This is a genomic window from Bacillus sp. VA15, from assembly GCF_055721145.1.
On sequence record NZ_JBVQPQ010000014.1, the window covers coordinates 1 to 24,387 of the forward strand.

Sequence of the window (24,387 nt, forward strand, 5' to 3'; positions counted from 1 at the left end):
AATACATTCACTATTATAACAATATTCGTATTCAAACGAAACTAAACAACCAATCACCGATAAACTATCGGCAATTGGCTGTTTAAAAGGTGTTTTGATCCCTGTCTCAAAAACGGGGGTCAGTCCCAATGTGCCGGTTTTTTTATTCGATCCATCCAGCTTCTTTCAGTTTTTTCAAACTGATCGGAAGAACGGAATCTTTCATAATAAAGCTGAATTTTTTATTGCGGGAAAGGTTCTCCGGAAGCTCATGAAACAAAACCGGGCCTTTCGTTTCAAAGTAATCAGCTTGCTTTTCAAGCTTTTCTATAACTGCAAAATATATATTCTTCACAATCACTTTTTCTTTACCGAGAACTTTATACTGTCCGAGGTACTTGAGGCTTTTCACTCTCGCACCCGTCTCTTCCTTTACTTCCCGGAGCGCCGCCTCTTCTGCGCACTCCATCGGCTCTACTTTCCCGCCTGGAAACTCATAGCCTCTGTCCTCATGTTCTGTTAAAAGCCATTTGCCGCCAAAACGGCAAATCACCCAGACATGCTTCGGGCTATCCGAGAAAGGCTGATCGTCAAAGGAAAGCTGAACAGTATTCTGATAATAATCTTTAAACTCGTACATGTTTATCCCTCAAATCCGTTCCTAGCTATCTTCCATACATCATACCACAGTTATATTTCTTCGGAAGCCTTTAATCAAAAAATAAGGGAAACCCAGCACGCCATCAAGGGCTAAAGCATGCAGACCAGCTCGTACAGTTTTTTGCCGTGCCTTTTGCCAGAATGTGCGACTGACGCTCTGGGCTTTATTATGACCCGTGAACAGGTAAAAGTTACGGTTTGCGTTTGAATTTATTTTTTAACGTTTCTAAAAGATCGACAAGCATCTGAGGAACCGGTATGCCGAGAGAGCTGGCTGTCACTACAATTTGCACAGATTCATAAAGAATATAAAACATAATAGCCAAGTCACGTATTGACCCCTGTGTATTCAGCAGCTGATCAAAAAAGTGGCATACAGAGATCAGAGCCAGCGTGACTAATTTTTTGACAAGCCGGGCAAATACCTTTTTAAACGCCAATTTGTGAATAATCGTTTCCTTCAAGGTCGTACTGATAAATTCAATTGCCATAAGAGAGAGCAAAATCAGAAATGAATACTGAAAACCTCCGAAGAAAAACCCCGCTGCTGAAACGCTGACTGCTAAAAACGAAAAGATGCCAAAGTCTCTATCCATTTATCCCAACATCCTTTCACAGAAACGGCCTTACGATATTCTATGGAAAACAAGCCGAACGGATTGGATTTTTCAGAAAAATGGACTGGTTGTCGCCTATTTTTTTGGGGCGTAAAATCAAAAGCCGGACGTCTTTTATAAGACATCCGGCCTTTCTTTTTTTTTTGGATCTAACCCAAGTAAGCTTTCAGCATCCAGTTGTGTTTTTCAATATTTTGATGGATCGCAAGAAGCATGTCCCCTGTTGTTTCGTCACCGACTTCATCAGCTAAATCCATGCCGTTTTTCAGCTCTTCCGCAATGATTGTGAAATCATCATATACGCTTTGAACCATTTGTTCAGCCGTTTCATTTCCTGCCGCTTCTTTTACAGAAGCCGTTTCCAAGGATTCCTTCATTGTCGCAATCGGTTTTCCGTCCAGCGCCAAAAGGCGCTCTGCTAAGTCATCAATATAAGTTGCCGTTTCGTTATACAGCTCCTCAAACTTTTCATGAAGAGTGAAGAAATCTTTCCCTTTCACATACCAGTGATAATTATGTAGTTTCACATACATGACTGTCCAGTTGGCTACTTGTTTGTTCACTGCTTGAATCAATTGTTCTGACATGATTATCTTCCTCCTTGTTATATGACTATGTATACCCTTTATATCGTACGTTAAAACCTCTTTTTTACCCTTATCTGTCACGATTTCTTTTACTATGCTACAATTGTTAAAAAACGGGAGGTGGAATGTCATGACGCTTCTCATTACGATAAGTATTTTGATTGTGCTGGCTGTTTTGCTTGTCACCATTTGGACGACTGTCAAAGCCTATAATGTAAAGCACACCATTGATCCTCCGCAAGAAACTCGTTCTGATTCAAAAAATCAATGATTGTGTGAATGCTCGTCTTCAGACTGATTGCTGGCAGCATCGGCGTCACCGACTTGGACTTTTAAGGTCGGCATGCTATGCTGTTTTTTTGCTGTGACATGGGATTGGACAGTGTAGACACCATCTTCCTTAAACGTTGTTTCCAATCGGTATACGCCCTTTTCTTGTTTCGCTTTAAACATTTGGCTGGCGCCTTTTTCTCCTTCTTTCCACACTTCAAACTCCACTTCATCGGCATCCGTCACCGCTTCGTCACCATATGATACCGCTGCTTCATATGCGGCGCTTTCTCCGGGATTTACTTTTTCAGGGCCGGTCAGCTTGACATCCAATACCTCAGGCGTCTCAGCTGCAGTATTTGCTTTGTTTTCATCAGATCCGCATCCATTAAGCAAAAAAGCAGAAAACAGCAGAACAGCTAACATCTTTTTCATGCCATCACCCTTTCATCGTTTACCTAAATAGTAGCAAACGCTTACAGCAAATGGTACATAAAAAATGATACGTCACAAAAAAGACCTTTTTGCATAAGCGCAAAAAGGTCCCTTTCTGTTTAGCCAAATACTTTTAGCAATTTTTCTTTATCCTGTGACAGCCAGAAACGCATTAAACGTTTAGCGCCTTCCAGATCATGAAGCTTCGCTTGGCCGCACTGCTTTTCATTCGCAGCCGGAATTTCGGTAATTTCAACCGCTTCCTTCATTGTGTCTTCAAGCAGATCAACGATTTCCGCTGGTGTCGGCTCTCCGCTCACAACAAGATAATAGCCTGTTTGGCAGCCCATTGGAGAAATATCAATGATATCAAAATGATCGTATTTCTCAGCGTGAGAACGAATCGTAAACGCGAGCAAATGCTCAAGTGTGTGAATGGTGTCAGGCTTCATCGCCTGTTTATTTGGCTGGCAAAAACGGATATCAAATTTATTTACAACGCCGTCTGTTCCTACTTTATGCACGCCGCAATGTCTTACATATGGAGCAACAACCGCATTATGATCAAGCTCAAAACTTTCTACTGAAGGCATAATGGCACTCTCCCTTTTTTAAAAATGTACATTCATTATAACACACCTTTCCGATAAGAATTATCGAATAACTTTTCAATCTGTGTTTTTTTTCTTATACTTGCATCAGAAAGGTTGCTGAAGACATATGAAAACCCTATTTATCGCTCTGATCAGAGGATATCAAAAATTCATCTCGCCCTTGACGCCCCCAACATGCCGCTTTTATCCGACTTGTTCACAATACGGAATCGAAGCGATTAAAACGCATGGCGCTTTAAAAGGCGGCTGGCTGACAATCATACGGATTTTGAAATGCCATCCGTTCCATCCGGGTGGAGTCGACCCTGTTCCTGAAAAGAAACAAAAACATTAATCGTTATAGCCGTTTACGACAAGATCCAGTTTCCCGGTTTTAGGATCAATGACTAAACCATGGACAGGAACATTTTCCGGGAACAGCGGGTGATACTTAATAACGTCTACGCTGTCTTTTACACTTGCTTCAACTGAATCAAAGCTTTTAAACCATTGATCAAAGTCTACACCGGAGTACTTTAATGTTTCGATGCGTTCTTCCGGAATTCCTCTTTCTTTCATTTTATCAAGCATGCTTTCGCTGCTGATTTTGCTCATGCCGCAATCGTGATGCCCGATCACACATACCTCATCTGCGTTCAGCTCGTACACTGCGACGAGCAAACTTCTCATGATGCTTCCGAATGGGTGTGTCACAAGTGCACCGGCACTTTTAATGATTTTCACGTCACCGTTTCGCATATTCATTGCATGCGGCAGCAATTCAACCAAACGAGTGTCCATGCAAGAAAGAATCGCCATTTTTTTATCTGGGAATTTTGATGTTTGATACTTTTCGTACTCCCTTTGTTCAGTAAATGTCTTGTTAAAATCAAGAATATCATTTAATAGGCTCATAGCTAGCTGTATTCCTTTCTTGGTCTTTTTACTCTCCAATATATCACAGCATTTGACTTTTCGTCATCTTATCAAAAATCAAACTGGGCAAAAAAAAAGACAAACCCTCAGGGTCTGCCTCATTTCCCCATATTATAACGTTTTTTGAACTGCTCCACTCTTCCGCCTTTTTCATTGAATTTCTGGCGGCCTGTATAAAACGGATGCGTGTCAGAGCTGACCTCTACTTTAATGACCGGATATGTGTTGCCGTCTTCCCACTCTGCTGTTTCATTAGATGTTTTAGTAGAGGTGCTGAGAAAACGGTAGCCGCTGTTGACATCCTGAAATATGACTTTGTGGTTCTTTGGATGAATACCTTCTTTCATGTATATCTCCCTTCCTTAAATCGTAATAATTACGCTTTATTTTATATCCTCACAAACGTTTTGTCAATCTTCTTACATCCTTCCCTGCGTTTTCGCATTGTAAACCTCATCGCATTTAAGAATAGGAAGAATAATCTAACCGAGGAAGCAAATAATAAACCCAAAATACATACAGGACGTCCTTTTAGAAAGGTGGTTTACGATTGTGGATGATTTAGTTTTGGCCAGAAGCCTTTTTGGCACGACAATGGGCTTTCATATCATTTTCGCAACGCTTGGAGTCGGTCTGCCGCTCATGATTTTAGTGGCAGAATTGATCTATCAAAAAACGAAAGATGACCATTATGCGATCATGGCGAAAAGATGGACGAAAGCACAAGCGGTTTTGCTGGGGGTCGCCATACCGACCGGGACGATTGCGGGCACTCAGCTCGCGCTTTTATGGCCGGGATTTATGGAAGTCATCGGCCGGGTCATGTCCCTGCCGTTTCAAATTGAAATCTATGCTTTTTTTGTTGAAGCCCTTTTCATGTCGATTTATGTATACGCCGCAGACCGCTTGTCACCGGCAATGAGGATTGTTGCCGTTTTCTTTGTGTTAGTCGGGGCAGCAGCGTCAGCTGTTCTGATCACGAATGTCCATGCCTTTGAAGGAACGCCGGCCGGTTTTAAAATTTCAAACGGGAAAATTACAGATGTTGATCCGTGGGCTGCATTCTTCAACCCAAGCTTTTTTATCACCGCAGGCCATGTCGTTTTATCTGCATTTATGACGGGCGCGTTTATCGTTGCTTCTGTTGCTGCATATAAAATGATCCGGTCGAGAAAAAAAGAAAAGGTCTATCGCTTTCACCGGAAAGCCCTTTTGCTCGCACTGACGATCGGCGGTATTTTTTCACTGCTGACCGCTTTGAACGGACACGAATCCGCACAGATGCTGTACGAATATCAGCCCGAAAAATTAGCAGGCGCTGAAGGCTTGTTTGAAACAAGATCTCACGCCCCTCTTGCTATCGGCGGTTTTACCGACCCGAATGAAGAAAAAGTAAAGTGGGCCATCGAGATTCCATGGGCGTTAAGCTTTCTGGCAGCGAACCGCTTTGACACTGTTGTAAAAGGATTAAATGCATTTCCGAGAGACGAATGGCCGCCGCTGTTCATTCACACGCTGTTTAATGCGATGGTGGGGGTAGGCATGCTGCTTATTCTTTATTCCATTATCGGTGTGGTCTGGAGAAAGGTGCTCAAGAAAGACCGTTTCCCAACGTGGCTTTTGGTCATTTTCATGACAGCAGGCCCTTTTAGTCTCATCGGCATTGAATTCGGCTGGATTTTCGCCTGTACGGGGAGGCAGCCTTGGGTCATCTATCATCTCCTCAAAACGTCAGATGTCGTGACAACGACTGGCTCGATCGGGGTGCTCTTCTTATTTTTCACATTTGTTTACGCCGTATTAGGCGCAGCTGTCGTCTACGTGCTGCTGTACTATTTCCGCAAGCACCCGGTTGACGAAGATTTAAATACAGCGGAGTCGTAATGGCTCCGCAAACAGGAAACCAAATGGAAGGAAGATCGACAAATGGACATTTCAACTGACGCTCTGATCGCCATCTCAATTATCTGGGGCTTTGTGTTTATTTACGCCGTCATGGCGACAATGGATTTTGGAGCGGGATTTTGGTCTATGATCTATTTAAACAAGGAGCACATGAAGGCCACCGATATTGCGAACCGCTTTCTGTCCCCGACTTGGGAGGTCACAAACGTCTTTATTGTGGCCATCGTCGTGGCGCTTTTCAGCTTTTTTCCTGGCGCGACATTTGTGCTCGGAACCGTTTTATTAATTCCCGGCAGCATGATTTTACTGTTTTTAGCGATTCGAAGCGGATTTCTCGTTTTTTCAAACACAGCAAAGGAGCGGAAAATGCTAAGATATATTTCCGGCATCTCCGGCTTTATCATCCCTGCTATTTTAATATTGGTGCTTCCTGTGACACACGGAGGTTTTATAGAAAAAACGGACGGAATCTATAACTTGAACATGTCCAAAATCTTTTCAAGCCCCAATGCCTACTCATTTATCGGGTTTGCGATTTTAAGCACTTTGTTTTTGTCTTCGCTGCTGCTTGCTGATTTTTCAAATGTGGCGGAGGAACAGGATGCGTACCGCGCCTACAGAAAAAGCGCCTTGATTACCGGTCCGATTTCACTCCTGTTTGCTGTTTGCATTATGCTGACACTGCGGAATGAAGCAAACTGGCTGTACAGCGGAATGATGAATGATTTCTCTTGGATTATTGCATCGTTCATTACATTTGTCATCGCGGGAATCGCTCTTTTTCTGCCTAACAAGAGCTTTGGCCAAAACATCGGAAAGCCGCGGCTTGCACTTGTCGCGATTGCGATCCAGTATTTTCTGGCAAGCTACGCGTACGGGCGGGCGCATCTCCCGTATATGATTTATCCCGATGTGACAGTCATGTCGGGCTTCACAGAGCCAGCAACGTTCAGAGCGCTGTTTGCTACGTATATCGTTGCATTTATTATTCTCTTTCCGGGCTTCTATTTTTTCTGGAAAATGTTTATGCGAGACAAACGGTATATCCGCCAGGAGGAATAGAGGACAATCCCGACGGCTATACTAAGCCAGAACCTTTATAAGGAGGGGATGGCATGGAGCAGAAAATTCTATGCGAAGTCAACAACTGTTCTTATTGGGGCAAAGGAAACAAATGCACCGCTGATGCCATTTATGTTGTCAGCCATACTGGTGAAACGGCTGAAAACAGCCAGGAAACGGACTGCAAAACGTTTAAGCCGCATGATTTGTAATCAAAAGAAAGAGCTGCATCAGCCAGCTCTTTCTTTTTGCATGTTCAATGTTCTCAGCTTTTTTGTCATGACCCCGTTTGCAGGCGAAAACAAAAAGGCGCCAGCATAACATACACCTGTCATGGCCGCCATCGCTCCGGAAATTGAAACATTAAGCCATGTTGCGAAGAAATAGCCCATAACCGCCGACAGCCCGCCAATCAACGCGCTGAGAATCAACATATAAAGCAGCCGGTCTGTCAGCAAATGGGCCGCAGCAGGCGGGACAATCAGCATGGCTACAACCAATACAGCACCAACCGAATCAAAGGAAGCGACGGTCGTCAGCGACAGCATGCCCATTTGCACATAATGAATCAGCAAAACCGGTATTCCCAGAGCTAAAGCCATTTGCGGATCAAACGAAGCGATTTTGAACTCCTTATAGCTCACACTGATCAACAATATATTTAAAACCAGAACAGATGCCAGCATCCAAAACGCTTTCGGTCCGATGTCAACTCCGAATACCGAGATCGTATTCCACGGCACAAAAGCGATTTCTCCCATTAACGAGTGCTCAATATCGAGATGAACATTCGCTCCGTACACAGAAAGCAAAATGACGCCCACCGCAAATAAGGATGTAAAAACCACCCCTATGGCGGCATCAGATTGAACCCCCTTGCTGTGGAGAAGCTGAACCAAAAATGCCGTTAACAGTCCAGATACGGCCGCGCCGATGAACATAGGAATCCCGTCAAGACTTCCTGTCACAAGAAAAGCACCGACAATGCCAAGCAACACTGTATGGCTGATCGCGTCGGCCAGCATCGCCATTTTTCTCAACACGAGAAATGTGCCGATCAATGCGCAGCTTACACCGACTAATACACCGGTAGCTATAATCCATGCTTCAAAACTCATTTGCGATCTGTCCTTTCTCGGCATCAGGAGCCGACTTCTGAAGCTCAGGCATCCGGCCATACAGCTTTAAGAGTGAAAGAATCCGCTCTCTTGTTTCCCCAGGCAAACGATCCGGGTCAAAATGATCCTGATCAATTTCTAGATTCGCAAGCTCCATTTCGTGCATGAGGTACATTTCATACATCCGATGCTTTAAAGCCATGTGATAGCCTTTTTCTATCCCAGTACGTGTCATTTGCCAAATCCCATTTTCAACATGCACGATGCACCTCTCTTTTTCCAAGCCATTCAATACCTTATGGCATAACGAAGGGGATAGCCGCCTTTTCTTTCTTACACTTTCAGCCGTTACATAAAGATCGTTCTTTTCATACTGCTCATAAATCGTCAGCAACACCTGCTCCCTGCTTGTTTTGCGCCGCAGCTTGATCAGCCTTATTGCTTTTGCAGCCAATCCCCGCTTAGGCGCGCAAATCATTGAAAATAGAAAAATCACTGTTGCTGATAAGATCATCAATGGCCCTGTCGCCATCCCCTTCATCGTCGTGCTCAGCAAGGTTCCGGCCACGCCGCTAACCCCGCCTGTGACCCCGGCAATGACCATCATTCCGGTTAATCGTTCGGTCCAATACCTTGCAGCTATGGCAGGCGTAATCAGCATAGCTGCCATTAATATCACACCAACTGTTTGGAGCCCGATGACGACAGCACAGACGATAAGGCAAGCCAAAAGCTCGTTTAAAAAACGCACCGGCAGTCCCAATCCCTTTGCAAACGCGAGATCGAAAGTAATCACCGTAAACTCCTTAAAGAAAACAATACAAAGGAGCAATAGAACAGCGGATATTCCTGCAATCAAAATGATATCCTGTCTGACCAATGAAGCGGCCTGGCCGAATAAAAAAGAATCAAGCCCGCTTTGGCTTCCCGCCCCCTGCTGCTGAATATATGTCAGCAGTATGATCCCGACGCCAAAAAACACTGAGAGAACAATCCCAATCGCTGAGTCCTCTTTTGTTTTTGAAAGCCGCGGAATCAGCTGAATACACCACGTTCCGAGCAGCCCGGCAAGCGCTGCCCCCAGCAAAAAGAAAGGCAGTGATTTTTGCCCGGTGAACAGAAAAGCGAGACACACTCCCGGCAGAGCTGAATGGGCCATTGCATCGCCGATTAAACTTTGCTTTCTCAGCAGCACAAAGCTGCCCAAAACACCGCTTGCCGCTCCCAGCAAAAGCGTACCCGCAAGCACCCACTGTGTATTCGGGTGCTGGAGCTGCAGCCACAAACTTTCAAACAACGCGCTCACCCCTTATGTCCTTCTGCCAGCACTTTATCTTTTAGAAATGTCAGCCTTCCTCCATACGTTTTTTGCAGGTTTTCGATCGTAAAAACGTTTTTCGCAGGTCCGAAAGCGATTTTTCTTAGATGAAGCAGTAGAATCCAATCGAAATAATCCTCGGCAGTCTGCAGATCATGGTGGACGACAAGCACTGTTTTTCCTTTTTCTTTGAGTTCGGCCAAAAGCGTCATAATTGCCCGCTCCGTCGCTGCATCAACGCCGGCAAACGGTTCATCCATAAAATAAATGTCAGCGTCCTGGCATAGTGCCCGGGCAAGAAACACCCGCTGCTGCTGGCCTCCTGACAGCTGGCTGATCTGCCTTTTCGCATAATCAAGCATCCCGACTTTTTCTAAAGCAGCCTTCGCCATATCCACGTCGGCTTTTTTTGGCCTTTTCAATAAGCCAATCCGGCCGTATCTTCCCATTAGCACGACATCGAGCGCGTTTGTGGGAAAATCCCAGTCAACCGAGCCTCGCTGCGGAACGTATCCGATTCTTGTCCGCTGATCCTTATAGTCTTTGCCGTAAATTGAGATGTCTCCTGAAGCTCTGGGCACAAGACCGAGAATGGTTTTGATCAAGGTTGATTTTCCCGCGCCGTTTGGACCGATAATGCCAATCAGTTTTCCTTCAGGCACCTGCAGCGTAATTTCCTGCAGAACAGGCTTTTTATGATAAGCGACCGTTACATTTTCGAGCTCAACAGGGAACATTTCCTTCACCTCTTTTCTTATTTAAGCGCTTTAGTAATTGTGTTAATATTGTGGCGGAACATTCCTTCGTATGTGCCTTCTTTTGTGCCCTTTTCACCCATGGCATCCGAATAGAGCTGACCTCCGATTGTGACTGTATGGCCTTTTTCTTTAGCCCCTTCCACCACTGCATTTATTGATTTTTCAGACACGCTGCTTTCTACAAAAACAGCTTTTATTTGTTTTTCTGTTAGGAGATCGACAAGCTCCTGAACATCCTTCAACCCGTAATCCGAATCTGTGCTGAGTCCCTGCAGGCCTTTCACCTGAAAACCATACTCTTTCCCAAAATACGCAAAGGCATCGTGAGCCGTAACAAGCACACGGCTTTTCTCCGGAATGTGTGCGATCTCCTGCTGCGACCACTTATCTAAATATTGCAAATCTTCTTTGTATTGTTTGGCGTTTTTCTTGAAATCATCTGCGTGCTCAGGCATCGCTTTACTGAATTGCGCTTCGATTTCATCCACCGCATAGATCCATAGCGGAATGCTAAACCAAACGTGGGGATCAAACGTCTTGCCTTCTCCGGCAGAAATAAGCTTGCTTTTCGGTATGGCCTCAGCAATTGCCGCTGCTTGTTTTTGTTCGCCTATTTTTTGGAGAACATCCTCCATTTTCCCTTCCAAATGTAATCCGCTGTACAGCACAACATCGGCTGACATTAATTTTTTCGTATCACCTTGTGAGGCTTTGTAAAGATGCGGATCGACCCCCGGTCCCATTAAAGAGGTGACTTTTACATGCTTTCCTCCAATGTTTTCGGCTGCATCGGCAATTTGGGATGTTGTTGCCGTTACCTGTAACCGCTGATCGGCGCTTTTTCCGGCTGAACCGGTACCGCATCCTGTTAAAGCAAAACAGGCAAAAAGCACTGCTGCCATCAGTCCCTGTTTCATATTTTCCCTCCTCTTTGCCATCAATGTCCGATTGTATTATCTTATGTTTTTATTTCTTAGACATGTGACATTAAATTAGCCAAAAGCATATTTTATTTAGATAGGACAAAAAGTTTCCTTGGTGCAAAAATATCGCGTTTGTCCACTTTTGTCAAGCAACAATTGCATAAAAAAAACCGGCTGGGTTAGCAGCCGGTCCAAACGAGAAGGGATGTATTCAACGAACGCTTTTACTATAACAGCACACTGACATTCTCTCAAAATGGCAAAATGCTTTTTTCTTATCCATGCTGTGTGAAAACATCCATTTTGGTCACATATTTTCGCATAATGTCCTGATTCACTTCAACCCCTAAACCAGGCTGTTTTGACACAGAAATAAATCCATTATCAATATGGATATCAGGGGTCACAATATCCTCATCCCAATAGCGTGAAGATGATGAAATATCACCGGGTATTGTGAATTGCGGCAGTGAAGCTAGCGCCACGTTTTGCGCTCTGGATATGCCTGTTTCCAGCATACCGCCGCACCAAACCTGCATATGGTGCTCTCTGCACAAATCATGAATTTTTAAGGCTTCTGTTAAACCGCCGACACGGGAAGGCTTAATATTAATGATTTTGCAGCTTCCGAGCTCAATCGCCCGTCTCGCATCATCGGCTGAACAAATGCTTTCATCAAGGCAAATGGCCGTTTTCAAATGTTTCTGCAAGTGGCGGTGGTCAACGATATCGTCAGCTTGGAGCGGCTGCTCAATCATCATTAAATGATAGTCATCAAGCTCCTTTAAACGGCTGATATCCTTCAGCTCATAGGATGAATTGGCATCAGCCATGAGCGGGATGTTCGGAAATCGGCTGCGGATGGCCTTGACCAATTCCACATCCTGCCCAGGCTGAATTTTTATTTTTATTCTTTGATACCCTTCTTTTTGATAACTCTCAATTTCCTTCAGCATATCGTCAAGGGGCGCCAGGCCGACAACCACCCCGGCAGGCACTTTATCTCTTGTCCCGCCCAATGCCTCGGCGAGGGATATGCCCTTCTTTTTCGCATAGATATCCCAGACAGCCGATTCAAGTCCCGCTTTTGCCATCCGATTTCCTTTATAGCGCGCCAGACTGTCCGGCACGTCGGAAGGGTGATTGAATTCACGTCCCACAACATTGGGAATAAAAAAATCCTTTAACATGTGCAAACATGTTCCAATGGTTTCCTCGGTGTACCAAGGCGAAGAGAACGCAGACACTTCTCCCCAGCCTGTGACACCGGACGTATCAATAGCTTCCACGATCAGAAATTTACGCTCTTGAAGCGTTTCAATACTGTTTTTGAACGGTTTCTTTAAATTCATGCTCAAATGGTAAAGCGTAATTTTCTCTATTTCGATCATAGCAGTTCTCCTTTACGCGCATCCTTCAGCTGATTTCGCATGAGCTTATTAGACGCATTGCGCGGCAGGCTGTCCAGTACAAAGAATTTTGCAGGAATTTTATACTTCGCCAAGCGTTCTTTGCAGTAGGCGGTCAATTCTTCTGCGCTCACAGGCTTGTGAAGGACAAGATAGGCGTGGGGCACTTTCCCCCATTTTTTGTCCTCTGCCCCTGAAACACCGGCTTCGGCTACAGCGGGGTGTGAAAGCAGCACTGACTCCACTTCAGCCGGATAAATGTTTTCTCCGCCTGATATGATCAGATCTGAACGTCTGTCTAATACATATAAAAAGCCTTCGCTGTCCAAATACCCAAGATCACCTGTTTTCAGCCAGCCATTTTGAAAGGATGATTCGTTTGCGCTCTCCCGGTTAAAATAGCTTTTCATCACATTCGGGCCTTTGACCAAGATTTCACCGTGTTCAAACGGTTCACACGCCTGTCCGTCCCGCTCTATTTTGATTTCGCATGAAAACAGCGGTTTACCCGCAGATCCGAGTTTTTCCATACTGAATTCCGGCGACAGGGTAACAATTTGTGAGCATGTCTCTGTCATTCCGTATGACTGAAAGACAGGGAATCCTTTCTCGCGGCACTCCTCAAGCAATGGCAGCGGTGCAGGGCCTCCGCCGAGCAGAATGCATCTGATAAATTCAGGGCAGCGGCTTGTTTCTTCCAAAAGACTGGCCAGCATTGTCTGCACCGCAGATATCATTGTCACTTGATGCCTGCTGATAGAATCCAGCACATCGCTTACAGAAAAACGCTGGTGAAGCACGACAGTCATTCCATAGATCACAGATTTAAATAACGCGGACAATCCGCTGATGTGAAAGAGTGGCAATGCGATAAGCCAGCGGTCTTGTTCTGTTATACCCAAATTAAGCGCGGATGACACCGCACTGAAATAATGGTTTCCGAACGTTTGCTGAACTCCCTTGGGCTTGCCTGTCGTACCCGAGGTATACATCAGCGTCGCCGTTTCATCCAATTGCATATAAGCCTGGATCTCAATTTCCTCTGCGGCTTCTTTCATCAGTTCGTCCACATCAATGGTTTGAACGGTATGCTCATAATCTTGCTGGTCAAAGTTTGAATCTGTCAGTAAAAAGCGTGCACCGGAATCCTTCAGCTGAAACAGCCTTTCATGTGTTGACAGCTTCGTATTCAGAAGCACCGCCTTCACACCAAGCAAAAAACAAGCGTGAACGGCGTATACCATTTCTGCACGGTTTTGGAGCAAAATAGCCGCAGTATCTCCTTTCCGAACCGAATGAGCACCAAGCTGCGCCGCCATACGCTTAGACGCTGCAAACAATTCTGCAAATGTCACGGTTTGGTCTCCATAGATGAGAGCGATTCTCTCAGGTGTCAACTGTGCCCGCTGCATGAGCCAATTGGGCTGTTCTGTCAGCATGTCATCATCTCCGAGGTAAAATGTCTGTATTGAAAAGAAAACAGCTTGGACCGCAAAGTCTCAAGCTGTTGGTTTACTAAGTATTGCTGATCACGGGAAACGAGGGAACTGTCCGAAATCAGGTTTGCGTTTTTCCTTAAAGGAATCACGGCCTTCTTTTGCTTCATCTGTTGTGTAGTAAAGAAGGGTAGCATCCCCTGCAAACTGCTGAATTCCAGCAAGTCCGTCTGTGTCCGCGTTAAACGCAGCTTTAAGAAAACGAAGTGCGGTCGGGCTTTTTTCAAGCATTTCTTCACACCATTTAATCGTTTCTTCTTCAAGTTGTTCCAAAGGAACGACTGTGTTGACAAGACCCATGTCAAGCGCTTCCTGTGCGTTGTACTGGCGGCAGAGGTACCAGATTTCACGGGCTTTTTTATGTCCTACAATTCGAGCCAAGTAGCCAGAACCGTAACCAGCGTCAAAGCTTCCCACTTTAGGGCCTGTTTGTCCGAAAATCGCGTTGTCGGCAGCGATTGTCAGATCACATACGATGTGAAGCACATGGCCTCCGCCGATCGCATATCCGGACACCATCGCAACAACCGGTTTCGGGATAACGCGGATTAAACGCTGAAGATCCAGTACGTTTAATCGCGGAATTTGATCGTCTCCTACATAACCGCCGTGACCGCGCACTTTCTGGTCTCCTCCAGAACAAAAGGCTTTGTCTCCGGCACCAGCAAGCACGATAACGCCGACATTTTGATCGTCTCTCGCGCGAGCAAACGCATCAATCATTTCAGCAACCGTTTTAGGGGTAAACGCGTTATGTACCTCAGGGCGGTTGATTGTTATTTTTGCAATACCATTATACGTTTCATACAATATTTCATCGTATGTCCGTTCAGTTTTCCATTCTACAGCCATGATATGACCTCCTCTATTTTTCTATGTGCAGTTATAAGCTTGTCAAAAACTCACTCACTATTTTACCAAAAAAACGCGGCTGTTCCACATGCACCGTATGGCCGGCTTTTGGAACAATCTCTATTCTACTAGATGGAAGCTTCTTATGCACCTCTTGATTGATGGCGCAAAACTTTTTGTCCCACTCCCCGCAGATTAGAAGCACAGGCACGGCTATTTCTTGTACACGGCTCCACAAGGAAGGCTGTGAACCGGTGCCCATGCCCGTTAAACTATTTGCAAGCCCAATCTTATTGTTTCGCAGACGGCCGGACCGTATCCTGTGCCGAATATCTTCAGCCAGCCGCTGCTGGGATGAAAACAAAGGAATGTTCTCCCAATACTCTACAAATGCTTTGATCCCGTCACGCAAAATAAAATCGGCAAGCTTCCGGTCCCGCATGATCCGGTCCCGCCGTTCCTCAAGCGTTTTGAGCCCCGGCGTTGTGCTTTCAAGCACCAGTGCCGATACCCGTTCGGGATATGCCACCGCAAAAGAATAAGCAAGCCTTCCTCCCATAGAATACCCAATCAATTTCACTTTGTGAAGTTTTAATTGATCAAAAATCTCGGCAAGGTCAGAAACTTGCCGGTTCGTGCTGTATCTTCTCCCATTCGGCGGGGCATCGGTTTCACCATGCCCTAGACAATCAATTAAGACCAAACGGGAATCAGGCAGCATCTCATCAAGGAAAGTCCATGATTGTTTGCTGCCGGTAAACCCGTGCAGACAGACGACGGCTTCAGAAGCATTCGGCCGCTCGTCTGTCACAGCATATCTGACACCGTCTGAAACAGTTATGTTTACAGTTCCCATTGTTTTTTCACTTCCCGCACAGCCTCATTCAGCATATCGCGATGGAGCTGAACTCTCGATTGGCGATCCGTTTTGATTTCTATCAAATGGAGTCCGGGCTTGTCTGCCTGCGGCGCGTAAGCAGTTTTGAATTCATCCCACGAGGCAGGACATGAATACGTTCCGCCGTATAGTGCAGCCGCATGCTTGAAATCGAGCCCTGTCGGCGTGCCGAACAAATCTTCAAAGTGTGTCTTTTCAGAAGCCTGCGGCAAAAAGGAGAAAATCCCGCCGCCGTCATTATTCACGAGAATCACAGTAAGAGGAATGCCAAGCTTTTTGGCCGCCAGCAGTCCGTTTAAATCGTGATAAAAAGATAAATCTCCAATCACGAGTGTAACAGGCGCTTTTGTCCCTTCACATACCCCCATCGCAGAGGAGACGACACCGTCTATCCCGTTTGCGCCCCGGTTTGAATAAATCCGGAAAGCACGTTCCTGTTTTTCAAAAAACGTATCAACATCCCTGATCGGCATACTGTTACCGACAAACAGCGAGCTGTTTTCAGGCACAAGATGCTGAAGAATTCGATAGAGATTGCCTTCAAACGAAACCTCTTCACTGCTGATTGTTTGCAGATGCGCACGGAACCGTTCATTGACAAACTTCCACTTATTCAGCCATTCTGATGACTTGGTCATATCAGCATGTTCCATTATGATTGCTTCAGCAAAAGCAGATGCGTTGCAGTGAATCATATGCGCGCTTGCCTGTGTCGGGTCTCTCCACCCTCCATCTTCGTCAATCACAATTTGCTGAATTGCCGGATCATCCTTGAGCCATAAGAAAACCGGTTTTGAGACAGGCATCGGCCCAAAACGGATGACGACATCAGGACGCAATTTCACCTTCAGCTCATCATCTTTTAAAAATGAATCATACGCATCAATGACAGTGCTTTTATCATGAGCGCCGTTCCTCAGATTAGACAGCGGGTCCGCTAAAATCGGATACTGAAGCGCTTTTGACAGCGCAATAATGTGTTCCTTTTCCGTATCACTGTGGAGCTCTCCGCAGACGATCATTCCTTTTTCAGCCTCTGCCAGCATTGCAGCCACATCAGACAGAGAGTCGCGGTCAACAGACTGCGTACCCGTTTTCACAGACACGTGACGGCCTGTTCTCATTCTTCCAAACGGCTCATCCGAAAGATCCGGCATCAGCGGTTCACGCAGCGGCACATTCACATGCACAGGTCCCATTGGGCGCTTATGTGCTTCCCCGGCGGCGCGGCCGGCCAGCGTTCGAATATATCTCAGCATTTGCGGAGACTCTTCTGGAAGAGCAGAGTCTGTGAAAAACTTAACAAAGTTACCGAATAAGAAGTGCTGATTAATAGCCTGCGGTGCGCCTACCTCGCGCAGCTCATGAGGCCGATCAGCAGTTAACACAATAATTGGCACTCTTGAATAATGGGCTTCAATCACAGCCGGATAAAAGTTGGCCGCGGCTGTTCCTGATGTACAGATCAAAAGCACGGGACGCTGCTTCGCTTTTGCCAGCCCTAAAGCAAAAAAACCGGCAGATCTTTCATCAATTTGGACATGGATGCTGATATCGGGATGCGCGGCTGCAAGAATAGCCAGCGGTGTGGATCTTGAGCCCGGACAAACAACGGCATCCGTAATCCCGGAAAGGGCGAATTCATCAATAAAACTTCCGATGTAATGCGTAATTGGGTTGGCTGTCACCGCCTCTCACCTCCTAATGCAGAGATCATCGGCTTCAATTTAATCTGTGTTTCTTCATATTCAGATTGCGGGTCCGAGTCTTCCACAATGCCGCACCCGGCAAACAGCCTTGCTGTGCTGCCTTCGATCAGTCCTGAACGAATGGCCACTGCGAATTCCCCGTTATCCTGGCTGTCAATCCAGCCGATAGGGGCCGCATACCAGCCGCGGGACATCGGTTCGATCTCTCTGATCACTTCAACAGCTTTTTTCTGAGGTGCTCCCCCAAGCGCCGGCGTAGGATGCAGTTTCTCAATTAAATCAAAAAGTGAAGCAGACTCACGAAGCTGCCCGACAATCGGCGTAAATAAGTGCTGAACGCTTTTCGTTTTGTACAATACAGGTCCGTCAGGCTTTTCAACCTCCGAACAGCTTGATGCAAAAGCGTTATGAATCATGCCTACAACAATATCATGCTCCAGCAGATTTTTCTCATCGTTTAATAATTCAAGGCCTATCCGGCGATCTTCTTCTTCGTTCGCGCCGCGTTTAATGGAGCCTGCCAGACAAGAAGACATGACAGTGCTGCCGTCTCTTTTGATCAGTCTCTCTGGAGACGCGCCGACAAAGGTTTTTCCTTCCTGTTCGATTGCAAAAACATAGCTTGTCTGCTGATCGTTCAGAAGCGTTTTAAGCACCGGTTCAATTTGGACCGGACCTTCAAACGTGAGCAGCAGCTCTCGGGCAAGAACCACCTTATCATATTGTTTCTCTTTAATTTGGCTTGTTGCCGTTTCGATTGCTTTCAGCCAATCATCCTTATCCAGCTCTTGAGATGCTGCAATCACAGCCTGATCTACTTGGTTTAAATCAGGAACCTTAAATTCGGCTGCAAAAGACTTTAAGCCTTCCAAAACTGTCTCTGCGTCTTCCTCTCCGCTTACCCATCTGTTGACTGTTAGAAACGGGCCTTCGGCAGTCATCGTCAGCATAAGCGCAGGCACAAAGAAATCCCCTTCCGAGAAATGGTCCCATTGTGTACCTCTTTCTTCGCAAGGGTCAAAAGAAAATCCTCCGAATAACACAGGTCCCACTGCAGAATGCTGCAGCTTTTCTTCTTCATAAATATGAAAAGCCGTCTTTTTAAAGCGCTCCCATTGTTCAAAAACCTCGCGATACCGCTCGCTGTTTTTCTGATTTGTTTGGAAAACCGCTTCTTTGCCAAGACCGACTATTGTCAATTCACTTTCAGGATCTGACCAAAAAAATCGATTGCCTGTATATTTTTTTGCTCCGTAATTGAAAAATGATAGAGGGTCAAGAGACTCGATTTGTCTCGAATAGCTTATTAAGACAGCATGGTTGACTTCTTTGGCTTTATGTAATGCATGTAGAACTTCCTTTCGGAACGTACGCTGCACCGTTGTCACCATGAGACATTCCTCCATAATCCTTAAAATGCTTTTAATACCATACACCTGTGTCTCCTTTGTGTCAAACACACAGATCATGCAGTCCAAATGGGCTACCTTACCTATTATAAACCTAATTTCAGAAATGAAAAAGAAACAAACCTTAAATTTCTTTCTCCACTGATAGCAAAGGTTGTATCCGCTTACCATATAAGGAAAATCTCCTATATTCCTCCACTCGTCATTTATGAAAGTTCTCAGGCGATCTGTTCATACTAAAGGTATGCACCACAGAGAAACGAGGGGATCACATTGCTTACAAAAGACCAGCTTCAACACTTGAAACATGAACTGGAACAAACAAAAGAAGATATCTTAAACCGTTTCAAAGACAATGACCATTTCCAGCTTAACTCTGCCTTTCCTTATGATTCATGGGGTGAGCTTTCAGCTTACGACAACCATCCCGGCGATCAGGCGACAGAGCTTTACGAGCGTGAAAAAGACATCGCTCTCGACTTGCATGAGAGAGAGCATCTCCGGGACATTGAGCATTCATTGAAGGCGATAGAAAACGGTACGTACGGTATTTGTGAAGTCAGCGGAAAGGAAATCCCTTACGAACGTCTTGAAGCGCTTCCGACTGCCACAACGCTCGCAGAGTATTCGTCACAGGATGTCGTTTCCAAAGACCGTCCGATCGAAGAAGAAACACCTTTCGGGCAATTTGAATTTGACGACGATGAAGAAATCAGAGCGCCTTATGACAGTGAAGATTCTTACCAGGACGTCGAAAAATACGGAAACTCGCAAACACCGCAGGATATGGAAAACCCTCCGCTCAGCTATGATGATATGACGATGAATGCCGAAGAAAACATCGGTAATACGGAATCGTACGAAAATTTCATCGCTACAGATATCACAGGCAAAGAAATTACAGTTTATCAAAGCAGAGCTCATGAGCGTTATGAGGAAGAACTCGATGAAGAGGGAATCATGACAACATTCGGCGATCTCCACGCTGATTGAACCCCCGGTTATTGGGGGTTCTTTTCCGTTTTCAGCATATCGGTGATCAGCTTCAGATAATCCTTTTGCAGGCCGATGTCATACCGATCGCCCTCCAACAATTTCCCGTAAACATCGCATGCCCTAAGTGAAGCTTTAATCGCATCCGTTAGCTGCACTTCTCCTCCGGCATCAGCTTCTAATGTCTCCAGCTTCTCAAAAATATCCGGTGTAAAAATATAACGTCCTGCTGCGGCAAAATGAGAAGGCGGGTTTTGTTTAGGCTTTTCCACAATATCCTGAATGCGATAAAGCCCTTTTTCTACAGGCTCCCCTTTTATCACACCGTAATGGTGCAATTCTTCCGTTTTCGTTTCTTTTATGCCGATCACACTGCACTGATATTTCGTGTACGCTTCAATCAGCTGCCCCAAAGCCGGCTGTTTAGCGGAAAAGATCAGATCATCAGGCAAAACGACGGCAAAAGGCTCTCCGCCTGAAAATTGCTTTCCAAAAGAAATCGCGTCGCCAAGACCTTTTGCATAAGGCTGCCGCACATAATGAATCCGTATATCCGGAATCGGATGTTCACTGAGTAAATGCAGTTTATGCCGGGAGGCCAGAAAAGCTTCAAGCGCCAAAGAGGAATCAAAATAGTCGACAATCAGATTTTTATGGCTCGATACAACCATCAAAATATCTTCAATGCCTGACTCCTTCAGCTCTTCAACAATATAATGAATCACAGGCTTAGATCCTACCGGAAACATTTCTTTTGGAATCACCTTCGTCACCGGAAGATTCCTCGTTCCGTATCCCCCGGCAGGAATGATCGCTTTTTTTATCATATTATTTTCCCCTCAGCTCATGTTTATTACATGATATTCCAAGAGCGCACCCCGATGTTTGTACATCTGAAATTAGGCGAAAGAAACTGGGCAGAAAGCGGAATCACGAACCAGCCCTTTTTTAATAGGATATTGATATATGACCAGTAATCTTGTAAAGGAGCTCAGGTGATGAAAATTTGTGTGGTTGGCGCCGGATATGTCGGTTTGACCCTATCAGCGGCACTGGCATCCTTCGGGCATGACATGATATGCACAGACAAAGACCTCAAAAAAATCGAACAGCTGAAAAATGGAGACATTCCCTTTTACGAGCCTGGGCTTTCAGATGCACTAAATCATTGCGGCAATCTCTCGTTTTCTTCTGAAGTGAAATCGAGCATGGAGGAATGTCCCGTCATTTTTATCGCAGTCGGAACCCCTCCGCGTTCGGACGGATCAGCAGATACGAAAGCACTGCAGTCCGTCATCAGCGATTTGAGCGAGGCAATCCGATCGTATAAAACCATTATTACGAAAAGCACTGTTCCGCCCGGGACAAATGAAAACATAGCAAAACAGCTGATTGCCTCCGGAGTGTCTGAAAACTTATTTAACATCGTATCCAATCCGGAGTTTCTGCGGGAAGGCAACGCCTTGTATGACATGCTGCATCCTGATAAAACGGTCATCGGTGTTCAGGAAGGAGATCACGTATCAGCAGCAATCGTCAAATCCATTTATAAACACATTGACACCCCTTATATCATTACAAGCTTAGCAGGAGCAGAGCTGATTAAGTATGCCAATAACTTCTTCTTAGCAGCCAAAATTTCGTTCATTAACGAAATGGCCCGCATATGTGAAGCCTATCAATCAGATATCTCAGATATTTCCCGTGCCATCGGACTAGACCCGAGAATCGGTGGACACTTTTTGCAGGCCGGCATCGGATACGGCGGCTCTTGTTTTCCAAAGGATCTGCAGGCGCTGCAATTCGCTGCCCAGGAAAAAAACACGGAGACCTACCTGCTACAAGCCGTGCAGCACATCAATGATACCCAGCTCGGCCTGTATATCCAAAAAATAAAGTCATTCTTTGATACACTTCACGGTAAAAAAGCTGCTGTACTCGGCATTTCCTTCAAACCGCATACCGATGACACCAGGAATTCTCAAGCCGTCAGGTTGATAGAAAGGCTGACAGAGCTGGGATGCCATGTTGATGCATATGATCCTGAGGCTGTTCTTCCAGAACATTTGCGGAAACATGTGACTCAGCAATCTCAAGCTTTTGATGCGATAGCAGAGAGTGATTTTTTATTTTTGGCAACAGAATGGCCTGAATTTTTAGCATTAGATTGGAAAAAGACTGCAAGCATCATGAAAGGGCGACTTGTGATCGACGGGCGCAACGCACTGAAAAAAGAACTGCTCGAGGACTTCGGACTAATCTGCACAGGAGTTGGCCGCCCATGAAAATACTCGTCACAGGAGCAGCGGGATTTATCGGCTCCTACCTCTGCGAAGAATTGCTGAAGGATAAGACACATGATGTTATCGGAATCGACGACTTTATAGGACCCACTTCATTTTCCTTAAAATTCAAAAATCTTGAAGCCCTGCTGCCAGAAAAACGATTTACGTTCATAAAGGAAAATCTGCTGACTGCAGATCTTTCTCCCTTACTGGAGGGAGTGGATATCATCTTTCATTTGGCGGCCATACCGGGTGTCCGTTCAAGCTGGGGCGATCATTTTCATCCATATGCCGCACATAATATACAAGCGCTCCAAAGGCTCCTTGAGGCCTGCCGGGAACATCCGCTTCAAACGTTCGTCTTTGCTTCCACCTCTTCCGTCTATGGCGAAAAACAAGGGAAAGTCAGTGAAAACGCGGCGCTTTCCCCATTATCTCCGTACGGCGTAACAAAGCTTACGGGAGAAAAGCTTTGCCATGTGTATCAACAAAGCTTTGGCATTCCAATTGTGATTCTCCGTTTCTTTACCGTATACGGACCGAGACAGCGGCCGGACATGGCTTTTCACCGGCTCATCAAACAGCACCTTCAGCAAAAGCCGCTCACCATCTTCGGTAACGGGCAGCAGTCAAGAGATTTTACTTATATCGGCGACTGTGTCAAAGGCATCTACGCTGTTCTTGGGAAACCCCATCTTATTGGTGAAACGGTGAATATCGGCGGCGCAGAGCGTGCCTCAGTCTTAAAGGTTGTCTCCCTCATTGAAGACATTTCCGGTAAAAAAGCAACACTGCACTTTTCGGACAAAATAGCAGGGGAACCAAGCAAAACGTGGGCGGATATTTCAAAAGCAAAACAGCTCTTACATTACGATCCCGCCACATCCTTAAAGGATGGTTTGGCCAACGAATTTGCATATTTATCGTCGCTGTATCAGGGGGAATGAAAATGAAGCTTGCTTTTATCTGTACAGAAAAGCTGCCGGCGCCCGCGGTACGCGGCGGCGCAATTCAAATGATGATTGACGGTGTCACGCCCTATTTCAGCAGCCGGTACGATCTGACCATTTTTTCAATAGAAGATCCATCACTTCCAAAAAGAGAAACAAAAGACGGCGTACAGTATATCCATCTGCCAAAAGAGCATTACCGCGAGGCGGTAGCCGAGGAGCTGCGAGCCTCTTCCTTTGACCTTATTCATGTGTTCAATAGGCCTTTAAATGTCTCTCTATATAAAAAAGCCTCACCAAACAGCAAGATTGTTCTGAGCCTGCATAACGAAATGTTTTCTGAAAAAAAGATGACCTTCGCGCAAGGAAAAGAAGTACTCGACAATGTCTCCATGATCACAACCGTCAGCGAATTTATTAAACAAACCGTCATTGAACGGTTCCCTGAAGCAGAGGACATCACACAAGTCGTATACTCCGGTGTTGACATCCACTCTTATCCGCCTGTCTGGACGATGAAAGGTTCGGCTATTAGAGAAACATACCGAAAAAAATACGGCATTGGGGATAAGAAAGTCATTTTATTTGCCGGCCGTTTAAGCCCCACAAAAGGGCCTCACCTTCTCATTCACAGCATGAAACGGATTTTGCAGCAGCATCCCGACGCTGTGCTCGTCATAGCAGGCGGGAAGTGGTTCAGCGATGACGGTGAAAACCAATATGTAACCTATCTGCGAAAGCTGGCGCTGCCATACAGGGACCATGTGATCTTCACGAAATTCATCCCCGCAGACGACATTCCAAACCTCTTTCTGATGGCAGATGTATTTGTGTGCAGCTCTCAGTGGAATGAACCCCTCGCCCGTGTGAATTATGAAGCAATGGCGGCTGGAACGCCCTTAATTACCACAAACCGGGGCGGAAACGGAGAAGTTGTAAAACACGAAGTCAACGGTCTTGTCATCGACAGCTACAACAAGCCTTCTTCATTTGCGAAAGCAATTGACAGAGCCTTTACAGACCAAGAATTAATGAACAAAATCACAAAAAACGGCCGGCACAATGTAGAAGCTTCTTTTACCTTTACCCATGCTGCCAAAAGGCTCAATGCTGTTTACCAATCCGTTCTGACACCGGAAAACAAACAATTTCCGCCGCCTCTTCTATCGCAGAACCTTGATTTATCATCTATCAATCAGCTTTTTGTGAAAGCAAAATCATAAAA

The 24,387-nt window shown here is 45.6% G+C and carries 28 protein-coding genes; 10 read left to right on the forward strand and 18 right to left on the reverse strand.

Features of this window, described 5'->3' with window-relative positions; genetic code table 11:
* A partial coding sequence (locus AC0DBE_RS21045) for an IS3 family transposase (RefSeq protein ID WP_131121716.1) occupies positions 1-86 on the forward strand: 86 nt, incomplete at its 5' end.
* 56 nt (positions 87-142) lie between these two features.
* Here the strand turns inward: AC0DBE_RS21045 and ytkD are convergent.
* The 3 genes from ytkD to AC0DBE_RS21060 form a co-directional block, all read right to left on the reverse strand.
* Positions 143-619, reverse strand: coding sequence for an RNA deprotection pyrophosphohydrolase (gene ytkD, locus AC0DBE_RS21050; protein ID WP_014114878.1), 477 nt, complete (start codon positions 617-619; stop codon positions 143-145).
* 211 nt (positions 620-830) lie between these two features.
* Positions 831-1,235 (reverse strand): phage holin family protein, encoded by a 405-nt coding sequence (locus tag AC0DBE_RS21055; RefSeq protein WP_014114879.1) that lies wholly within the window; start codon positions 1,233-1,235, stop codon positions 831-833.
* Between the two features lie 170 nt (positions 1,236-1,405).
* Entirely contained in the window at positions 1,406-1,843 is a 438-nt protein-coding gene (locus AC0DBE_RS21060) for a Dps family protein (protein WP_003219364.1), read from the reverse strand.
* 130 nt (positions 1,844-1,973) lie between these two features.
* Between AC0DBE_RS21060 and ytzI the strand changes: the two genes are divergently transcribed.
* Positions 1,974-2,114, forward strand: coding sequence for a YtzI protein (gene ytzI / locus AC0DBE_RS21065; protein ID WP_003219363.1), 141 nt, complete (start codon positions 1,974-1,976; stop codon positions 2,112-2,114).
* Here ytzI and AC0DBE_RS21070 read toward each other — a convergent pair.
* The gene (locus AC0DBE_RS21070) at positions 2,108-2,548 is read right to left on the reverse strand and encodes a FixH family protein (RefSeq protein ID WP_014114881.1); all 441 of its coding nucleotides are present in this window, start codon (positions 2,546-2,548) and stop codon (positions 2,108-2,110) included. The genes ytzI and AC0DBE_RS21070 overlap by 7 nt on opposite strands.
* Positions 2,549-2,667: 119 nt before the next feature.
* Positions 2,668-3,141 (reverse strand): S-ribosylhomocysteine lyase, encoded by a 474-nt coding sequence (locus tag AC0DBE_RS21075; protein WP_472963665.1) that lies wholly within the window; start codon positions 3,139-3,141, stop codon positions 2,668-2,670.
* 127 nt (positions 3,142-3,268) lie between these two features.
* Here AC0DBE_RS21075 and yidD point away from each other — a divergent pair, with 127 nt between their 5' ends.
* The gene (gene yidD / locus AC0DBE_RS21080) at positions 3,269-3,496 is read left to right on the forward strand and encodes a membrane protein insertion efficiency factor YidD (protein WP_014114883.1); all 228 of its coding nucleotides are present in this window, start codon (positions 3,269-3,271) and stop codon (positions 3,494-3,496) included.
* Here the strand turns inward: yidD and AC0DBE_RS21085 are convergent.
* Entirely contained in the window at positions 3,493-4,056 is a 564-nt protein-coding gene (locus AC0DBE_RS21085) for a beta-class carbonic anhydrase (protein ID WP_014114884.1), read from the reverse strand. The genes yidD and AC0DBE_RS21085 overlap by 4 nt on opposite strands.
* A gap of 119 nt (positions 4,057-4,175) precedes the next feature.
* Positions 4,176-4,424, reverse strand: a complete 249-nt coding sequence (locus tag AC0DBE_RS21090) for a type B 50S ribosomal protein L31 (RefSeq protein ID WP_003219346.1) — start codon at positions 4,422-4,424, stop codon at positions 4,176-4,178.
* A 205-nt stretch (positions 4,425-4,629) separates the two neighbouring features.
* On the opposite strand from AC0DBE_RS21090, the gene AC0DBE_RS21095 reads away from it, so the two are divergent.
* Genes AC0DBE_RS21095 through AC0DBE_RS21105 form a run of 3 tightly spaced genes read left to right on the forward strand, consistent with a single transcriptional unit; the run spans position 4,630 to position 7,256 of the window.
* Positions 4,630-5,961: a cytochrome ubiquinol oxidase subunit I gene (locus tag AC0DBE_RS21095; protein WP_014114886.1), complete on the forward strand. Its 1,332-nt coding sequence runs from the start codon at positions 4,630-4,632 to the stop codon at positions 5,959-5,961.
* Between the two features lie 42 nt (positions 5,962-6,003).
* Positions 6,004-7,044: a cytochrome d ubiquinol oxidase subunit II gene (locus tag AC0DBE_RS21100; protein WP_003219339.1), complete on the forward strand. Its 1,041-nt coding sequence runs from the start codon at positions 6,004-6,006 to the stop codon at positions 7,042-7,044.
* Between the two features lie 53 nt (positions 7,045-7,097).
* Positions 7,098-7,256, forward strand: coding sequence for a DUF1540 domain-containing protein (locus tag AC0DBE_RS21105; protein ID WP_003219337.1), 159 nt, complete (start codon positions 7,098-7,100; stop codon positions 7,254-7,256).
* 18 nt (positions 7,257-7,274) lie between these two features.
* Here the strand turns inward: AC0DBE_RS21105 and mntD are convergent, their stop codons facing one another.
* From mntD to AC0DBE_RS21155, 10 genes are all read right to left on the reverse strand, one after another.
* Entirely contained in the window at positions 7,275-8,162 is an 888-nt protein-coding gene (mntD, locus tag AC0DBE_RS21110) for a manganese ABC transporter permease MntD (protein WP_014114888.1), read from the reverse strand.
* Positions 8,152-9,459 (reverse strand): iron chelate uptake ABC transporter family permease subunit, encoded by a 1,308-nt coding sequence (locus AC0DBE_RS21115; RefSeq protein WP_472963672.1) that lies wholly within the window; start codon positions 9,457-9,459, stop codon positions 8,152-8,154. Before AC0DBE_RS21115 ends, mntD begins: the two co-directional genes overlap by 11 nt.
* A 5-nt stretch (positions 9,460-9,464) precedes the next feature.
* On the reverse strand, positions 9,465-10,217 hold the full coding sequence (mntB, locus tag AC0DBE_RS21120) for a manganese ABC transporter ATP-binding protein MntB (protein ID WP_472963674.1): 753 nt from the start codon (positions 10,215-10,217) through the stop codon (positions 9,465-9,467).
* Between the two features lie 17 nt (positions 10,218-10,234).
* Positions 10,235-11,155: a manganese ABC transporter substrate-binding protein/adhesin MntA gene (mntA, locus tag AC0DBE_RS21125; RefSeq protein WP_472963676.1), complete on the reverse strand. Its 921-nt coding sequence runs from the start codon at positions 11,153-11,155 to the stop codon at positions 10,235-10,237.
* A gap of 281 nt (positions 11,156-11,436) precedes the next feature.
* Positions 11,437-12,552 carry an o-succinylbenzoate synthase gene (gene menC / locus AC0DBE_RS21130; protein WP_014114892.1) on the reverse strand — a complete coding sequence of 372 codons (1,116 nt, stop codon included), beginning with the start codon at positions 12,550-12,552 and terminating at the stop codon, positions 11,437-11,439.
* Positions 12,549-14,009, reverse strand: a complete 1,461-nt coding sequence (locus tag AC0DBE_RS21135) for an o-succinylbenzoate--CoA ligase (protein WP_472963679.1) — start codon at positions 14,007-14,009, stop codon at positions 12,549-12,551. The genes menC and AC0DBE_RS21135 overlap by 4 nt, the downstream gene beginning before the upstream one ends.
* Positions 14,010-14,099: 90 nt before the next feature.
* Positions 14,100-14,918: a 1,4-dihydroxy-2-naphthoyl-CoA synthase gene (gene menB, locus AC0DBE_RS21140; RefSeq protein ID WP_010329489.1), complete on the reverse strand. Its 819-nt coding sequence runs from the start codon at positions 14,916-14,918 to the stop codon at positions 14,100-14,102.
* Between the two features lie 31 nt (positions 14,919-14,949).
* A complete protein-coding gene (menH, locus tag AC0DBE_RS21145) occupies positions 14,950-15,774 on the reverse strand; it encodes a 2-succinyl-6-hydroxy-2,4-cyclohexadiene-1-carboxylate synthase (protein ID WP_072181964.1) in 825 nt (274 codons plus the stop codon).
* Positions 15,762-17,504: a 2-succinyl-5-enolpyruvyl-6-hydroxy-3-cyclohexene-1-carboxylic-acid synthase gene (gene menD / locus AC0DBE_RS21150; protein WP_472963683.1), complete on the reverse strand. Its 1,743-nt coding sequence runs from the start codon at positions 17,502-17,504 to the stop codon at positions 15,762-15,764. The genes menH and menD overlap by 13 nt, the downstream gene beginning before the upstream one ends.
* On the reverse strand, positions 17,501-18,916 hold the full coding sequence (locus tag AC0DBE_RS21155) for an isochorismate synthase (protein WP_061187213.1): 1,416 nt from the start codon (positions 18,914-18,916) through the stop codon (positions 17,501-17,503). Before AC0DBE_RS21155 ends, menD begins: the two co-directional genes overlap by 4 nt.
* Positions 18,917-19,207: 291 nt before the next feature.
* Between AC0DBE_RS21155 and AC0DBE_RS21160 the strand changes: the two genes are divergently transcribed.
* Positions 19,208-19,927, forward strand: coding sequence for a yteA family sporulation protein (locus AC0DBE_RS21160; RefSeq protein WP_014114898.1), 720 nt, complete (start codon positions 19,208-19,210; stop codon positions 19,925-19,927).
* 8 nt (positions 19,928-19,935) lie between these two features.
* Here the strand turns inward: AC0DBE_RS21160 and AC0DBE_RS21165 are convergent, their stop codons facing one another.
* Entirely contained in the window at positions 19,936-20,754 is an 819-nt protein-coding gene (locus AC0DBE_RS21165; protein ID WP_472963684.1) for a UTP--glucose-1-phosphate uridylyltransferase, read from the reverse strand.
* A 171-nt stretch (positions 20,755-20,925) separates the two neighbouring features.
* Here AC0DBE_RS21165 and AC0DBE_RS21170 point away from each other — a divergent pair, with 171 nt between their 5' ends.
* Genes AC0DBE_RS21170 through AC0DBE_RS21180 form a run of 3 tightly spaced genes read left to right on the forward strand, consistent with a single transcriptional unit; the run spans position 20,926 to position 24,385 of the window.
* Positions 20,926-22,212 (forward strand): UDP-glucose dehydrogenase family protein, encoded by a 1,287-nt coding sequence (locus AC0DBE_RS21170; protein ID WP_114151312.1) that lies wholly within the window; start codon positions 20,926-20,928, stop codon positions 22,210-22,212.
* Positions 22,209-23,159, forward strand: a complete 951-nt coding sequence (locus AC0DBE_RS21175) for an NAD-dependent epimerase/dehydratase family protein (RefSeq protein WP_472963687.1) — start codon at positions 22,209-22,211, stop codon at positions 23,157-23,159. Before AC0DBE_RS21170 ends, AC0DBE_RS21175 begins: the two co-directional genes overlap by 4 nt.
* A 2-nt stretch (positions 23,160-23,161) precedes the next feature.
* Positions 23,162-24,385, forward strand: a complete 1,224-nt coding sequence (locus tag AC0DBE_RS21180; protein WP_472963689.1) for a glycosyltransferase family 4 protein — start codon at positions 23,162-23,164, stop codon at positions 24,383-24,385.
* Positions 24,386-24,387 lie beyond the last annotated feature (2 nt).

What these genes read in the sequence shown, in the direction of transcription:
- mntA (WP_472963676.1), bottom strand. Translation starts at nt 11,155, where the DNA reads ATGAAACAGGGACTGATGGCAGCAGTGCTTTTTGCCTGTTTTGCTTTA.
- AC0DBE_RS21060 (WP_003219364.1), bottom strand. Translation starts at nt 1,843, where the DNA reads ATGTCAGAACAATTGATTCAAGCAGTGAACAAACAAGTAGCCAACTGG.
- AC0DBE_RS21105 (WP_003219337.1), top strand. Translation starts at nt 7,098, where the DNA reads ATGGAGCAGAAAATTCTATGCGAAGTCAACAACTGTTCTTATTGGGGC.
- AC0DBE_RS21180 (WP_472963689.1), top strand. Translation starts at nt 23,162, where the DNA reads ATGAAGCTTGCTTTTATCTGTACAGAAAAGCTGCCGGCGCCCGCGGTA.
- ytzI (WP_003219363.1), top strand. Translation starts at nt 1,974, where the DNA reads ATGACGCTTCTCATTACGATAAGTATTTTGATTGTGCTGGCTGTTTTG.
- AC0DBE_RS21135 (WP_472963679.1), bottom strand. Translation starts at nt 14,009, where the DNA reads ATGCTGACAGAACAGCCCAATTGGCTCATGCAGCGGGCACAGTTGACA.
- AC0DBE_RS21155 (WP_061187213.1), bottom strand. Translation starts at nt 18,916, where the DNA reads ATGGTGACAACGGTGCAGCGTACGTTCCGAAAGGAAGTTCTACATGCA.
- AC0DBE_RS21090 (WP_003219346.1), bottom strand. Translation starts at nt 4,424, where the DNA reads ATGAAAGAAGGTATTCATCCAAAGAACCACAAAGTCATATTTCAGGAT.
- yidD (WP_014114883.1), top strand. Translation starts at nt 3,269, where the DNA reads ATGAAAACCCTATTTATCGCTCTGATCAGAGGATATCAAAAATTCATC.
- menB (WP_010329489.1), bottom strand. Translation starts at nt 14,918, where the DNA reads ATGGCTGTAGAATGGAAAACTGAACGGACATACGATGAAATATTGTAT.
- mntD (WP_014114888.1), bottom strand. Translation starts at nt 8,162, where the DNA reads ATGAGTTTTGAAGCATGGATTATAGCTACCGGTGTATTAGTCGGTGTA.
- menC (WP_014114892.1), bottom strand. Translation starts at nt 12,552, where the DNA reads ATGATCGAAATAGAGAAAATTACGCTTTACCATTTGAGCATGAATTTA.
- AC0DBE_RS21085 (WP_014114884.1), bottom strand. Translation starts at nt 4,056, where the DNA reads ATGAGCCTATTAAATGATATTCTTGATTTTAACAAGACATTTACTGAA.
- mntB (WP_472963674.1), bottom strand. Translation starts at nt 10,217, where the DNA reads ATGTTCCCTGTTGAGCTCGAAAATGTAACGGTCGCTTATCATAAAAAG.
- AC0DBE_RS21075 (WP_472963665.1), bottom strand. Translation starts at nt 3,141, where the DNA reads ATGCCTTCAGTAGAAAGTTTTGAGCTTGATCATAATGCGGTTGTTGCT.
- AC0DBE_RS21055 (WP_014114879.1), bottom strand. Translation starts at nt 1,235, where the DNA reads ATGGATAGAGACTTTGGCATCTTTTCGTTTTTAGCAGTCAGCGTTTCA.
- AC0DBE_RS21070 (WP_014114881.1), bottom strand. Translation starts at nt 2,548, where the DNA reads ATGAAAAAGATGTTAGCTGTTCTGCTGTTTTCTGCTTTTTTGCTTAAT.
- menH (WP_072181964.1), bottom strand. Translation starts at nt 15,774, where the DNA reads ATGGGAACTGTAAACATAACTGTTTCAGACGGTGTCAGATATGCTGTG.
- AC0DBE_RS21170 (WP_114151312.1), top strand. Translation starts at nt 20,926, where the DNA reads ATGAAAATTTGTGTGGTTGGCGCCGGATATGTCGGTTTGACCCTATCA.
- ytkD (WP_014114878.1), bottom strand. Translation starts at nt 619, where the DNA reads ATGTACGAGTTTAAAGATTATTATCAGAATACTGTTCAGCTTTCCTTT.
- AC0DBE_RS21100 (WP_003219339.1), top strand. Translation starts at nt 6,004, where the DNA reads ATGGACATTTCAACTGACGCTCTGATCGCCATCTCAATTATCTGGGGC.
- AC0DBE_RS21165 (WP_472963684.1), bottom strand. Translation starts at nt 20,754, where the DNA reads ATGATAAAAAAAGCGATCATTCCTGCCGGGGGATACGGAACGAGGAAT.
- AC0DBE_RS21175 (WP_472963687.1), top strand. Translation starts at nt 22,209, where the DNA reads ATGAAAATACTCGTCACAGGAGCAGCGGGATTTATCGGCTCCTACCTC.